Raw genomic sequence first — 14815 nt, forward strand, 5'->3', positions numbered from 1 at the left:
CCCAAGTATTAAATGTATAATTTTACCAAATGGACAGTGCCACCTTTATTAGGTTGTTATCTTTTTTGTCTTATAGAGAAATAAATAATTTACCGAATAATTAAAATACATTTATGCAACGCTAGTGAAGTTATTTACTTTCTTAGATACCTTTTTTTTATGAGATGTAAGTCTACAATCGTAAGCTACCATTGTATTGATGCAATAAGATAACCTTAGATTTTTTATTGATATAGAAACCGCTTACTTTATAATGTAAATGAATAGAGTAATGTCATGAATGAATTGTGTCTAGAATGCTAATATATAAATTGTTTTAATCATTGAATAATGCGAACGGTATGAAGGTCGAAGGCTTTTATGCGCTTTGGAATGTAGACTACTTTAGTTATGTTCAATCCTTTTCCTATCAACCATATATTCTATTCCCATAATCACATGCAAAAAGTAAATCATTCCACGTCTTATAACCACGCTCACAAAATTGGCGAACAAGTTCACAGAATAAATATGCAGTCGTTAATGCATCACCTAATGCAGTGTGTCGATTATATACCTTCGTACCAAAATTAACCGCACAATGCTCCAAGTCTTGAATATTCCATGAGGGAATTAAATAACCGATTAAATCGAGTGTATCGATCATTTTTGGAGGTACAAATCGATAGCCTTGTTTACTTATATCTTCTTTAAGTACGAGCTTATCAAACATCACAAAGTGTCCAACAAGTGCTGAACTATTATTTGCTTCTACAAATTGAAGAAACTGTTTAATCGCTTTATCACTATTAGGTGCGTTCTCAAGCATCTGATCACATATTCCCGTAAGTTCATTAATCTCCTCTGGAACTTGACGATGTGGTTGTACATATGAATGGAATGTTTCCTCTTTGACATTCAGTCGTTCAATATTTACTGCTGCAATTTCAATTAAACGATCCTGTTTATTCACTTGAAATCCTGTCGTTTCAGTATCAAATACAGTAAATGATATTTCTTCAAGTGGTGTAGAAAGTGGTATAGCATCATTCATTTCACAACAAATTCGTCTTTTCTTTAATAGCATGTGAATCAACCCTTCAATGTAAGTCTCCCTTAAGTAATTACGCCTGAATATTTATATTCTTACTTAATAAAAATTGTGGCACACATGATCTTTTTAATTTTATTCGGTTGAGATTTGAGCCTGTAAAGAATTGGCTATCCATTATTCATCTCAACATTCATAAAGTGGGAGACTTATATAAATGATAGTTAAATTATAAACCAAACTCCATTAGCATGTACTGTTGTAAAGAGCGCAATGTTTTACACGATTGGATGAGCCCACTTTTTTCTCTTGTGGACAAATGGCTAAAACGAATCCCCTTTAAAAAAGAATCTCTCTTCAATCGGCTTTCCCATTTTTTCATAACGTACACATTCATACAATCATAGAAAGCATCCTGAATATCACGTTCAAATTGTCTGGTAAAAACATTTTTCTCTACAAGTTGAGCAACCTTCTCAAGCGGTGTTCCTTCAACAATTCCATACTTTAGTGCACTGAGTTGAATAGCATGGTGGAAAGGAAATAGCACTTCTTTTTTCATATCCAATTGCTTTCGTTCAACACCTAAAAGTGAACGCACAGGCGTACCTAAATTAGGGATAGGACGATCCCTTTCAAGTTGTGCCATGCGATACAATAAAATGGAACCTTGTTTCATTGACTGTTTTATCATTTTTGTAAATTGTTCATGCAATTGTCGACTACCAAATAAAAATCGCTGTGAGAAAAAACTTTGTGCAAGTAGCATGGCATCATTTGTTGAACGAATTTGCCATCGATGAACACGTTGCTGCCATTCGGAAAATGCTCCATTCCAATTGTTTTCAGAAGCCATCATTTTACCTTCACAACGGCGAAAGCCTGCTTTTTCCAATATGAGAACAATTTCGATGCCTAGCTGAGAAAAATAATCACCATTTTTTTTGCTATCCTTTTCATAAACGAGAAAATGATCTTGATCGGTTGGCATAAATAGTTCACCGCGTCCACCGCTGCCCATTAAATACCAGCAAAAATCACAAGGGGGTTCACCTAGCCCTTTTTCTCGAAGTGATTGAATTGACAATTCAACAGCTCTTTTTAAGAGTCTGTCATATAGCTTTGTCACTACTTCAAGAGTATGTACAACTGGTACCTTATCATCGAGAAGCTTTGCAAGAACAGTAGTTATTGCAATGGAAGCATCGGCGATCCGTGCCTTTGCTGTCTCTTCTATTTGAGCGATGAGATCAAAATAGCGATAATTGCTTTTTCTCATTAAATCAGATAGGGTCACAATACCTACAAGTTCCCCACCGTTCACAACAGGTAAATGCTTTATGCCATGGGTAAGACATGTCGTAAGTGCCTCATAGTAATAAGCATCAGATGCAATTGTCACCGGATTTTTTGTCATTAAAAATTCAATTTCTGTTTCACCCGAAAGGTTTTTCGCAACAGCTGAATGGACGATATCTCTTTCTGTTACTATGCCTTCAATCCGATTGTCTGTTAAGACTAATGCTGAGCTAACACGAGAATCCTTCATCTTGCCGGCAACTTCTTTTAGTCGTTCGGTTGTTAATGCTGTCACTACAGAAGCATTCATCATATCTTGAACGCGATGGATGAAAGGCATACTTGCGCCCCACTGCCTTTGAATCGAAACCTGTTCGATAAGTGAATCATAAATATCTTTTAATCGAATAGCAACTTGGCGAAGGATGTAATCTTTTACTGGCTCATATGCCCACATTTTTTCCAGTACCGAATAAGGGAGATAGAGGCACACGCATTGTTCCAATGCGCGCACCTCTACAAAAGGTTTATCTTGATCTTCAACATTTCCAAGAAATTCTTTAATACTAGACAATCCGATTAATTCACCTATTTTTATTACTTCTAATACTTCTTCGTCAGCTAACTTTTCACTATTAACATAGATTTCCGCCATTCCTTCCAGCAATAAGTGCAATCCATCCCTTTTCTTTTCCTTTGCCAGGATGACGTCATTTTCTTCGTACGTTAAAAACGAACACGATTCCATATATTCCTGAAACGTCTTTTCTGATAACGATTGAAACAAAGGATGATTAGAAATTCTGTTCATTTTATCCAACGGATTCGTCATCCATCCAAACCTCACCGTTTTTGTAAGTCATTTGTTCAGGATAACGCATATCAAGCGCTTCTTCCTGCATGTCTACAGGTGGTTCCTCGGTAGCCAGTGATACAATCACATTCGTCAAGACACCTGCAGTAACCCCGAAGATACCTGCGCCTGTATCAATAATGCCTAGAGTGGAGAGACCTGCATAATTTGATAGGAAAATGTAACCTAATGAACCACCTAAACCTGCAAGCATTCCCCAAATAGCACCTTGCGTATTTGAACGTTTCCACCAAATACCAAGAATTAATGTCGGGGTAAATGTACCTCCTGCAATTGCAAAAGCCCAAGCTACGATTTGGGTAATAACTCCCGGAGGATTTAAAGCTGTAATTCCGGCTATTACAACTGCAATTACAATCGACCAACGTGCAACAGTCAAGCGTTTCTTCTCGGAGGCATTTGGACGAAATACCCGGTAATAAATATCATGTGCGAATGATGAAGAAAGCGTTAACATTAATCCCCCTGCTGTAGATAATGCTGCAGCCATCGCCCCAGCAGCCATTAAACCGATAACAAAGATTCCAAGATTTCCTATTTCAGGTGTGGCCATAACAACCATATCGTTAGCAATGACTAATTCACTCCACTGAAGGATTCCATCGCCGTTCCCATCAGCAGCTGACATTAAACCTGTATCAATCCACGAATTAGTCCAAGCAGGAAGCTGATTGATCGGACTGCCTGCAACCTGCGTCATTAAAATAAAGCGAGAAAAGGCTGCATATGCCGGTGCTGATAAATACAATAAGCCAATAAAAACTAATGCCCATGCCGCACTCCAACGAGCAGCTTTCATTGTTGCCACTGTGAAAAAGCGAACAATAACATGTGGTAAGCCTGCTGTACCAAACATTAATGTGAACATGAGAGCTAAAAATTGCCACTTCGTATTCTCTTCAAATGGCATAAAGTATTCTGAAAGACCTAACCCTTGATCAATTTCGCCGAGTTTACCGACGACATCGCCATATGAGAGCCATGGCAACGGATTACCTGTCATTTGCAATGAAATAAATATTATTGGAATTAAGTAGGCAACAATTAAAATGATATATTGTGCAACTTGCGTCCAAGTAATCCCTTTCATTCCACCCATGCCAGCATAAATCCCGATTAAGACAACACCAATCATCGTTCCGATTGCCGCATCAATTTCAAATAAACGTCCAATGACGACCCCCGAACCTGCAAGCTGACCAATGGAATACGTAAAACTAATGATGATCGTCGCGACCGCAGCGATAACACGGGCGGTAGTACTGCGATAACGGTCACCAATGAATTCTGGCACTGTATACTTACCGTATTTACGAAGTTGTGGAGCCAATAGCATTGCTAAAAATAAATAACCTCCTGTCCACCCCATTAAATACGCAAGACCATCGTAACCTAGTACCATCAAGGTTCCTGCCATTCCTATAAAAGAAGCGGCACTCATCCAGTCGGCACCTATCGCCATCCCGTTCCAAACTGCAGGAACACCGCGCCCTGCAACATAAAAATCAGACGTTTGTTTTGCTCTAGTTAAAAAAGCAATTCCGATGTAAATCCCAAATGTCGCAAAAATAAGTAATAATGACACAATCGTTTGTGTATCCAACGAACATACCCCCTTTTAAGGTAAAAATAGTTTTTAAACTACAATGGTTTAAAGATCAATTTTCTTTTCACTACTGATCTTTTCATTTCTCTCCTCATTGATGCCATATTTTTTATCGATCTTGCCACTAACAAAGGCGTTTGCAAACAACAAAATAATAAATACAATAATTGTTCCTTGTGCACCCATATAATAACTAAATGGAAATCCAAGAAATGTAAAATTAGTTAATGGAACTGCAAAAAAAACAAGACCATATGAAGCAATGAACCAAATGATAAAAAAGAAAATAATCCAACCTACACGTTCCCGAAAATAAGCATCTGCAACTTTTTTATCCACCTTTTTCATTTTCGACACCTCCGTTATCGTAAACTAAAAATAAATTTAATTGTTTCAAAAAAACCCATTGGAACAAGCGCGATTTGGACGACAACATAAACACCCATCGCTGCAATAGGCAACAGTAAGTAGCCTGGCTTTTTACGTTTCACAAATAGAAAAATACTGATCACGATAAGAGCAATTAATGCATAGAACATCCCCTTTCCCCCTTTATAAGTTTGATTTAATAACTAGTTACATTCATTATAATTCGAAGATTCCCATTACTATAATTTCGTTCACAGAATGTTCAAAAACGTGCCTTACTTGTCATAGATGTTGCACTAAAAACAAAAAAACCAGTCCAAATTGAACTGGTCTTGTGTTTATTACGTATTAACAAGATGTAATACCCTCACCTCTAACGTGAGAAAGTAAACGTTAAGGTAGGGCCCTAAGAATAACAGATTAATTCCATCGCATCGGTTTACAACGCGCTTGTATGGCTCGATTCCTGTGAACTTATACCTTTGTTCACTCCGTAGGGAAGAAAGAAACCATCATTGAAAGAGGTTTCATTTTATCCGGTTTATTTTTGCAGCATTTGAAATAAAGCCTTCGCTGATGTACGGCTTAGCGGTATCTCTGACTTTTTATCATCTTTGAGCATGAGATTATAAGCACCATTAAACCATGGTTTAATCTCGTGAATTTTATCAACATTAACTAAAAAACTTCGATGTGACCTAAAAAAAGGATAGCCACTTAGCTTTTCCTCCATTTCTTGTAATGTCATTTTTGCCTGAATAATATTATGATTGGTATGAATTTCAGTAACTCTATCTGATTTAACAGCATAAAATATAGTTTCCGGTGCAACAACCACCTTTTTTTCCCCATCATCAACAAGTAATTTATTTGATTGCTGCTTCTTGTTCCTTCGGTTTGGCAGTCGTTCACGTATTCGTGACATTGCCTCTTTAAAACGATCGGATGCATAAGGTTTTAATGCTCCTATTTCAAATGCATTAACAGCATATTCATCATACGCTGTTGTAAAAATAAGTAATGGGTCAAACTTATCATCTTGACTGTTCTTTTTTATTTGTTGCGCTGCTTCTGTGCCTGACATTTGTGGCATGTGAATGTCCAAAAAAATTACATCCGGATTATATTGATCGTATAGCTCCAACAGTTGCCGCCCATTTTCTGCACTTGGTGTTAAAATGCAATCTTCCTCTTGCTGAATAAAATATGCCAATTCTTCCCTTGCCAATCGTTCATCTTCTGCTATCATAACTTTAATTTTCACGCACCTTCCCCCTCTCTCTTAACTTCTAAAGGTATTTTAAAATAAATGAATAAGCCTTTCTGTTCAAGGTTCTGAAATCGTAAACTTGCTTCTTCTCCTAACAAATGAATCAAGCGTTGATTCACGTTATAAACACCAATTCCATTCCCACTTGCTTCACTCAGAGGATGCTTTCCAAGTCGACTTAACAACTGCTGTGGCACTCCACTGCCATTGTCATAAATCTCGACTAGTGCTTGTTCGTTCTCCTCCTTAATTCGTATGTGAATCTCACCATTCCGCGCCATATTTTTCAACCCATGTTGAATACTATTTTCCACTAACGGTTGTAGTGTGAACGGAGGAATAAGTGCATCTGTAATCCCTTCATCAATATGAAAGTAGATCAATAATTGATCAGAAAAACGAACACCTACAATCTCTAAATAGGCTTTCAAATGATCCACTTCTTGTTCAAGTGGAACGAGTGATATGGATGTCATTTTCACATTTAAGCGCATAAATATACTAAGCTGTACGACGATGTGTCTAGCTTGTTTCGGATTCACGCGAACCAAAGATGCAATCGATTGCAGCGTATTAAAAAGAAAATGCGGCTGAATTTGTGCTTGTAAATTCCTCAGTTCTGCTTCTTGTATTAACGCCTTCATTTTTTCAGAAGCAACAACATCAAGCTGATTTGAGATCAATGTTCCTAGTCCTTTCGCCAGGGCAATTTCAATAGCACGGATTTGTTGGGAACGTCTAAAATACAGTTTGATCGTACCTGTTGTTTCACCGGATTGTCGAAATGGAACGATAATGGCTGCTTGGAGCTTACATTTCTTTTCACGACACTGGATCTGTTCTGGCTCATACGCAATTTGAATTTCACCGGTTAAGATTGCTTGTAATGATAAGGTCGTCTTAAGTTCCTCTCCCCGCCGATGATGATCTTCTCCGCTGCCAATATGTGCAAGTACTTTATCCTGATCTGTTAGCGAAACAGCCGCAATTCCAAGCTCATCATATAACATCTGACATATCGTAGTAGCGGTGTCATAATGGAGACCTTGCTTTAATTCAGGTAATGCTTGCTCAGCAATTTTTAATGCTCGTTCCGTTTCCAAAGCCGCTTCCTGCTCTTTCTCATTCAGAGCCAATCGAATCATTGTTGTAAAAATGGCTATCGCAATACTGTTCGTAATAACAAGCGGGATACCGATCATATTAACAAGTTCAACCGTCTCATTCGGTGTAGACGTAAAAATAAGCAATAACCCCATTTGTAAAATCGGGATAAACATACCGATAAACAGTGCCTTTTGTGGAGCAATCACTCGCTCATGTGAGAAAAATCTGGCTGTAAAACCAGCAACAAGACCGGAAATTGGATTGGCAACCCCATTTGCAAACCACATTTCGCCACCTAACGTGTACAGATACAACATAATAATCAATCCCGCGCCAAGACCGACCAATGGTCCACCCAACAGTCCAGCAATCACAATAGCGATAAGCGAAGAACCAACTAGCATCTCATTTTCATTTAACTGGAACACCCAAAGATGAGTTTCCACTTCAAGACCAGTGACAACAACACCGACTTGCGTGGCAGCAATTCCAAATACCGAAAAAAGAATCGAATGGTATATGATTGTCTGTACATTTAATTCCCGGTCAAGCAAATAGCGTAAAGACGGAATTCTTGTTAACAAAAAAGCAAATAAAAGTAAAAGACCGATTCTTTCAAAAAAAGTAATTGTTAATTGTTCCAATTCTTCACCTTCTTTTCAAAACCGGTCAATGCTTTGAAAAAAACAGTATCAAAATGCTCTTTATTCTTTTCCGGCTTACTAACTAACGTACCTACAATGGCTCCAAGAAATCCTAACGGGATCGTTATAATACCAGGGTTGGAAAGTGGAATCACTGCTTCTTTTAACAGCCAGCCATTGCTTGAATTCATCATTTCCGGACCAAGCATCACAAACAATATCGATACACTAAATCCGGTCGCAACCCCTGTCACCGCTCCGGTCATATTAAAACGCCGCCAATATAACGTAAATACAATTAGTGGCAGGTTCGTTGAGGCAGCAACAACAAATGTCAACGACACGAGAAATGTGACATTCACTTCCTTAAATTCTAATGCCAAAACAATTGAAATAAACCCGATTAAAACAGCTGCCAGTTTAGCAACTCGGAGCTGCCCCTTCTCACTTGCAATCCCTTTTTTCAATACATGATTGTATATATCATGAGTAAATGACGACGTCGCTGCTATTACGAGCCCGGTAACTACCGCCAAAATAGTCACAAATGCAACCGCTGACACAAATGCCATCAAAAAGTCTCCGCCAAGTGCACTTGCCAATATTGGCGCGGATAAATTTCCCGTTGGATCCATTAGCATTAATGTATCCCAACCGACAAAAGCAATCACGCCAAATCCTAAAATCAAAGTCATCACATAAAACAAGCCAATAATCCAGGTCGCCGTCACAACGGATCGTCTAACAGCAGATGCATCCTTCACTGTGAAGAAACGTACGAGAATGTGAGGTAATCCAGCTGTCCCAAAAATAAGCGCCAATTGTAAAGAGATCGTTTCCAGCGGGCTGCTGAATAGGTTTCCGGATTTAAAGAAACCGTCCGCTAACGGGGTTCCTTGTTGCACTTTTTCTAGTAAATTAATCATATTCCAATCAAATCTAGATAACACGATTAATGATAATAAAAATACAGCACCTGTTAGAAACACCGTTTTTATAATTTGTACCCATGAGGTAGCTATCATTCCCCCGAATGCAACATAAATCGTCATTAACCCTCCTATAACAATGACAGCTGTTGCATAATCAATACCAAGCAATAATTTAATTAATAGTCCTGCCGCAGACAGTTGGGGGATAATATAGAGTATTGAGATGGACAGCGTACTTAATGATACGATAATTCGCATCTGCTTACCGGGAAAGCGGCTACAAATCACATCTGCTAGTGTAAACTTACCAAGATTTCGGATTGGTTCCGCAATCAAAAATAGTAGTAACAAATAGGAAACTAGGAAACCGATAGAGTAATAAAAGCCGTCAAAACCACTTAGCGCAATTGCACCGGCAATCCCTAAAAAGGAAGCCGCACTAATATAGTCACCGGCAATTGCCAAACCATTTTGAAAACCAGTTAAACTCCCTGACATGGAATAAAACTGATTCGTAGTTCCTCCTCTTTCAGCTGCCCAATACGTGATTATTAATGTCCCCGTTAAAATAAATAGAAAAAAAACGAAATAGGTCAGATTCATATTAATGACCCGCTTTTTTTATATCTTCTATTATTACATTAAACTGTTTGGCCTTCCACAAATACAGCGCCCCAAGTGACCACACAACAATAAACTGTGCAAAAGCCAACATCCAAGCTGGTGTTAATCCATGAAAAAAATCTTCATTCATAATTTTAGGGAAAAAGGTTATTGAAAGCGGTAACAAAAAATAAAATGACATAAAAAAAACGACCGCAATAATAACAAACCGCTTTTTCCGTTTTAACAGTTTTTCAAATAACATTTCCTGCGTATGCATTTACTGATTCCCCAATACTTGAATATTTCCTTAACTGTACTATATTTCGACAATAACTTGAAACTTCCTCTATTTAATCTAAAATAACAGAAACGCACTGTCCATTTATACCTACACCGTATTATTTGCTCTAGTAACCTTACAATATTGATATTCTATGTAAATAGTTCTAATAAAACTAAAATGCAATGCGCTAAAGAAAAGCGCAAGCGCCCTGGCTAGAAACGTAGCGACTGCGCCAGACGGGAGCTGGTGGTTCGATGTTGGGACTGTAGCTTCGCTTTCGCCCCACCGTAAAGATTTGCCACGCAAAGTGGCGGTTTTAATCGAACACTCCAAATCTTCCTGAGATTCACTCCAGAGTATAAGATTCACTAATCTTACGCTAGAGGCGTAAGATTGTTCATCTAAAAGGAATCATGCCCCTGCAAAAGGGGTATGCCAACGTTGGCGCGGGAGGGCGTATTTAGTTGTCCCTCCTTTACCTGTGCGAAACGATGATGACTTTCACCCAAGGGCATAAGGGCGACTAAGCCTCTGGCTGAAGCCAATCGGCAAGTCTTCTTTATCGTAAGGCGCTGCGGGAAGTCGCCTAGTTTCTGGGCTGGCAGGCTTAGAACGCCACGTCCTGGGACTGCGCGTGAATGCTCGTCCCACCGAAAACATTTGTGGCGCCGCCTGGGACTGCGCGTAAATGCTCGCCCCACCGAAAAGATTTGCACTAGAACATCCTGGGACTGTAGCTACGCTTTCGTCCCATCGAAAAAATTTGTACGTCGAAGCTAGACAGCTATGCACAAAATTATATACATTCTTACCTTTTTAAAAAAGCCGAACAAGATACGTTTCTCTAACGATATCATGTCCGGATTTCTTAGACGCGAGTGGTTACTTTGTAAAGGTATTTGTTAATTTAGTAACAATTTGTTTCTTTCTGGAAACTACCCCTTTAAGCAGTGCGCGATTATTTATCAATTCAACATTGAATGCCTGTTCAACATTTACTTTCGCATTGCCAAGTGCTAACACTTCAGAATCATTATTCAAGATATCGGTAACAACGAATAAAAACAAATCGAGACTTTTATTCGCGATCTGTTTATTTGCTTCTTCTTCTATCGCTGCTTGAGCTTCGTATACTTGGTTAATGTCAATTGCATTCACTTGAGCGATTTCCACTTTCGCATTACCCATTGTAAATTCTTTTGCATCCATCGTTAATAAGTCTATAATTGATTTATCGCTCAAATCCGTTCCTGCTCTTAACATTTCAAGACCATATTCATTCAGATTAACTTGAGCAATTTCAGCTAATTCATTTGCAGCTTGAACATCTTCCTCCGTACATGTAGGGGATTTTAAAAGTAGTGAATCCGAAATGATAGCCGATAATAATAAACCTGCGACACTTCTTGAAGGAAGTACATTGTTTTCTTGATACATTTTGTTCAATATTGTAGCTGTACAGCCAACAGGCTCTGCACGAAAGTATAGTGGCTCCTTCGTTTCAAAGTTGGAAATGCGGTGATGGTCAATTACCTCAGCAATACGTACCTCTTTAATATTATCCACACTTTGCTGAAACTCATTATGGTCAACCAATATGACCTCATCCACGTCATCTTCTACTTTCTCTATCAATCGCGGTGCTTCTATATCAAAATAGTCTAGCGCGAATTGTGTCTCCTTACCCACTTCACCTAAACGGGCTGCTTCAACTGAAAATCCTAATTTCTTTTTCAAACTTTCGTAAGCCAATGCTGAACAAATAGAGTCAGTGTCAGGGTTTTTATGTCCAAAAATTAAAGCTTTCATTCTAATGTACTCTCCTTACAATTATTATCTTTTTAATCTTATTCTACCTATAAGATTAACACAATTTGTCCGCTAAAAGTAGTATTTTAAAGCCGAACAGATATGTAAAAGCGCTTTATTTTTCCACTTGTAACTATAGAAGTTAACCATATATCCAGTCAATTTTGCATTTTCAGTGTTTCCGTTACATCCCAGATTTTATCGTAATTGCTATATTTATTTAACGCTATATCCAAGTCATGAAACATGCGGTGTAAGTCACGGATTAATTCGGCATCCTTCTCATTACGGGCAGATTGAGCAAGTTTTTGTATTGTTTCCAGATCAGTTTTTAAACGCTTATTCTCGATGACTGGTAACGTTTCATCAATAAATCCCCCCACGTATTCCGCCTGTTCCTTCTGCTCTTCCCAGTCCAATGAATTAATTGCCCCATAACCCGTAGTCTTATTATAAAAATCGTGCATGTCCGAAATAAAGGCCACAGTATCTTTATATTCCTCCCCAACCGTTTCGCGTGTTTGCTGAACAAGTTCATTCATTTCAGTAGACATCTGCTCAACCTCGCCTTTTTCCACATTATTTGTTGACTGTGATTGATCTTCAAATATATTGAGGCCAAACAAATTGAAAAAAACAAGCATTGCGCCGATACCTACGACGACAGTAACTGTAACTAAACTCCAACCAAACCATCCAAAAATCCTTTTGTTTCGCAACAAAGCAAACCCCTTTGTAAATCAAGTTAATATTCCATACTTTTTCCTAATGAATTGTATTATACAAACGACAGCTTTTCAAACCCATTACTTGATTTTTCTATTCTCACTCACTCATCCTCGCTAGATCTATTGTTCTCCATCTAATGTACCATGTTTACTATAAAGCGTATATATTTAAACATAGATTGTATTCATGTTACAATTGTTCTGAATTAAAATGTGGTTACATAAGGATTTGAAGTAAATTTATGAAAAAGGTAATTATTATCGGCTCCGGTATTGTCGGAGCCACAGCAGCATATAAATTGGCCAAAGCAGGCACCGAAGTAATTGTCATTGACCGAACCGAGGACGGACAGGCCACGAATGCTGCGGCCGGCATTATTTGTCCCTGGCTCGCTCAACGAAGAAATAAAGCTTGGTATCACCTTGCCAAAAACGGAGCTAAATTATATCCTCAACTCATTGATGAATTGAAAACTGATGGTGAAAGTCAAACCGGTTATAAAAAAGTAGGTGCAATTAGCCTGTTTACAAATGAGGAGAAATTGCTATCCGCAGAGGAACGTTTGTTAAATCGAAAAATAGATGCTCCTGAAATCGGTACAATTAACATACTCAAACCTGAAGAAACAAATGAAAGCTTTCCATTAGTTGACGATTCATACCATTCGATATACGTGAGTGGCGCTGCACGTGTAGACGGCAGAGCACTAAGACACGCGCTTATTAAGGGTGCAAAAAAACACGGGGCAACATTTATCGATGAGAATGCTGAACTTCACTATAAGAACAATAGAATAGAAGGAGTCGTTTTCAATAACAAGCTCATTAAAGCAGAACTCGTCATTGCTGCAGCAGGAGCTTGGTTGAAAGAATTGCTTCAGCCCATAGGCGTGGAAATCAATGTGTACCCGCAAAAAGCCCAAATCATCCACTTAGAACTTCCTAATACGGATACACGTAACTGGCCTGTAGTCATGCCACCGAATAACCAATACTTTTTAACATTGGACTCAAACCGTATAGTCATCGGTGCAACCCATGAAAAAAAGGCTGGATTCGACTCCCGCATAACAGCTGGTGGTGTAAATGAAATATTAACCAAAGCATTACAAATTATGCCACGTTTAGCTGATAGTACGATTTTAGAAACACGCGTAGGCTTTCGACCCTTTACACAAAACTCTTTGCCAATTATTGGTCCCATCCCTAACATAAAAGGTTTAATAATTGCGAATGGTCTTGGGGCATCCGGACTTACAACTGGTCCTTTTGTCGGAAGTCAACTAGCGAATATTGCGCTAAACAAAACACTTGACATTAATTTGGAAGATTATCATATATCAAAAGCACTTTAATCAACTTTTCACACAAGATATAATTGCACAAGAGATAAAGCTATTCGTTATATACATATATCCATTTAACGAATAGCTTTTTATTCACAGCAATACCGTGGCTACCTTCTCGTATTGCATTAAACTAATTAATATTATTTCAAGCGTTGATATCACTTATAGAAAACCGAAAGGAGGACAGCATATGAAGGGAAAGATAGCTGTAGCATTAGTCATACTAGTAACAATAGGGACTTTAATTTTAGCATGGCTGTTGCTACAATACGTAATTTTAGAATTTGATCTGGATTCAGCATTGAGCAATAATAATGATTCTATCGCTATAATTAAAAATACAGTACATTCGGGTTCATTAGATATTTAACCGTCCATACTTTCTCAACGGTAATTTCAGTTCGTTCATGACCTTTAATTTTCCACACAGAAAGGTGGGGGTTATAGCTTGTTAATCCGTAATAAACAACAAGTCCACCTATATAAAAGTCCAATAACCCACGTTTCAATAATAAACCGAATCCTGTGAGTCGGGCCGGTTGACTATTATCCGTACGATAACGAGCATAACCCACCACGCAGCCCTGTTCCAACATGGGTTGCTTTATATATTCATTCATCAAATATCCATTGTAATAAACTTATCGTAATAATAGACTCTGCTCATTTATGCGATGAAATCAATGAGAATTTAAAAAATAAAGTTCATTCCACTTAGTCAATTGTTAATGAGTTTTTTCTATATCTTCGATTATGAGTAAAGCCGCCTCCCCCAAAATTTGGGCTCTACAATAAATAGTGTTGGTGAAGAAAATTCACTAACACTATTTTTTAGTATAAAAATAGAAAACAAGTGAGTTTCCCTTTAGAATTAAAGTCGACCAAAACCAAATCCAGGAGGGAAATCAC

General features: G+C 38.2%; 13 protein-coding genes. 1 reads left to right on the plus strand and 12 read right to left on the minus strand.

The genetic code is table 11. The features are described 5' to 3' along the window. Window positions 1-409 precede the first annotated feature (409 nt). The 11 genes from ACLIBG_RS14715 to ACLIBG_RS14765 form a co-directional block, all read right to left on the minus strand. Complete coding sequence (locus ACLIBG_RS14715; RefSeq protein ID WP_439313518.1) at window positions 410-1066, minus strand: 3'-5' exonuclease; 657 nt, start codon at window positions 1064-1066, stop codon at window positions 410-412. A gap of 193 nt (window positions 1067-1259) precedes the next feature. Next, window positions 1260-3161, minus strand: coding sequence for a DUF294 nucleotidyltransferase-like domain-containing protein (locus ACLIBG_RS14720; protein ID WP_439313519.1), 1902 nt, complete (start codon window positions 3159-3161; stop codon window positions 1260-1262). Further along, a complete protein-coding gene (locus ACLIBG_RS14725; protein ID WP_439313520.1) occupies window positions 3142-4806 on the minus strand; it encodes a sodium:solute symporter family protein in 1665 nt (554 codons plus the stop codon). Before ACLIBG_RS14725 ends, ACLIBG_RS14720 begins: the two co-directional genes overlap by 20 nt. 48 nt (window positions 4807-4854) lie before the next feature. After that, window positions 4855-5157 (minus strand): DUF4212 domain-containing protein, encoded by a 303-nt coding sequence (locus tag ACLIBG_RS14730; protein WP_439313521.1) that lies wholly within the window; start codon window positions 5155-5157, stop codon window positions 4855-4857. Between the two features lie 14 nt (window positions 5158-5171). Further along, a complete protein-coding gene (locus ACLIBG_RS14735; protein ID WP_439313522.1) occupies window positions 5172-5348 on the minus strand; it encodes a hypothetical protein in 177 nt (58 codons plus the stop codon). A 371-nt stretch (window positions 5349-5719) separates the two neighbouring features. Further along, window positions 5720-6442, minus strand: a complete 723-nt coding sequence (locus ACLIBG_RS14740) for a LytR/AlgR family response regulator transcription factor (protein ID WP_439313523.1) — start codon at window positions 6440-6442, stop codon at window positions 5720-5722. Further along, the gene (locus ACLIBG_RS14745; protein WP_439313524.1) at window positions 6439-8199 is read right to left on the minus strand and encodes a LytS/YhcK type 5TM receptor domain-containing protein; all 1761 of its coding nucleotides are present in this window, start codon (window positions 8197-8199) and stop codon (window positions 6439-6441) included. Before ACLIBG_RS14745 ends, ACLIBG_RS14740 begins: the two co-directional genes overlap by 4 nt. Continuing rightward, window positions 8187-9734: a solute symporter family protein gene (locus tag ACLIBG_RS14750; RefSeq protein WP_439313525.1), complete on the minus strand. Its 1548-nt coding sequence runs from the start codon at window positions 9732-9734 to the stop codon at window positions 8187-8189. The genes ACLIBG_RS14745 and ACLIBG_RS14750 overlap by 13 nt, the downstream gene beginning before the upstream one ends. A gap of 1 nt (window position 9735) precedes the next feature. Beyond that, window positions 9736-10014 carry a DUF485 domain-containing protein gene (locus ACLIBG_RS14755; protein ID WP_439313526.1) on the minus strand — a complete coding sequence of 93 codons (279 nt, stop codon included), beginning with the start codon at window positions 10012-10014 and terminating at the stop codon, window positions 9736-9738. An 888-nt stretch (window positions 10015-10902) separates the two neighbouring features. After that, a complete protein-coding gene (locus tag ACLIBG_RS14760; RefSeq protein WP_439313527.1) occupies window positions 10903-11829 on the minus strand; it encodes a manganese-dependent inorganic pyrophosphatase in 927 nt (308 codons plus the stop codon). Between the two features lie 158 nt (window positions 11830-11987). Further along, entirely contained in the window at window positions 11988-12548 is a 561-nt protein-coding gene (locus ACLIBG_RS14765; RefSeq protein ID WP_439313528.1) for a hypothetical protein, read from the minus strand. Window positions 12549-12799: 251 nt separating this feature from the next. Here ACLIBG_RS14765 and ACLIBG_RS14770 point away from each other — a divergent pair, with 251 nt between their 5' ends. After that, window positions 12800-13912, plus strand: a complete 1113-nt coding sequence (locus tag ACLIBG_RS14770; protein ID WP_439313529.1) for an NAD(P)/FAD-dependent oxidoreductase — start codon at window positions 12800-12802, stop codon at window positions 13910-13912. A gap of 326 nt (window positions 13913-14238) precedes the next feature. Here ACLIBG_RS14770 and ACLIBG_RS14775 read toward each other — a convergent pair whose 3' ends face one another. Continuing rightward, window positions 14239-14481 (minus strand): hypothetical protein, encoded by a 243-nt coding sequence (locus tag ACLIBG_RS14775; RefSeq protein WP_439313530.1) that lies wholly within the window; start codon window positions 14479-14481, stop codon window positions 14239-14241. Window positions 14482-14815 lie beyond the last annotated feature (334 nt).

The organism is Virgibacillus sp. W0181 (assembly GCF_051846915.1).
Taxonomy (GTDB): domain Bacteria; phylum Bacillota; class Bacilli; order Bacillales; family Amphibacillaceae; genus JBPYCR01.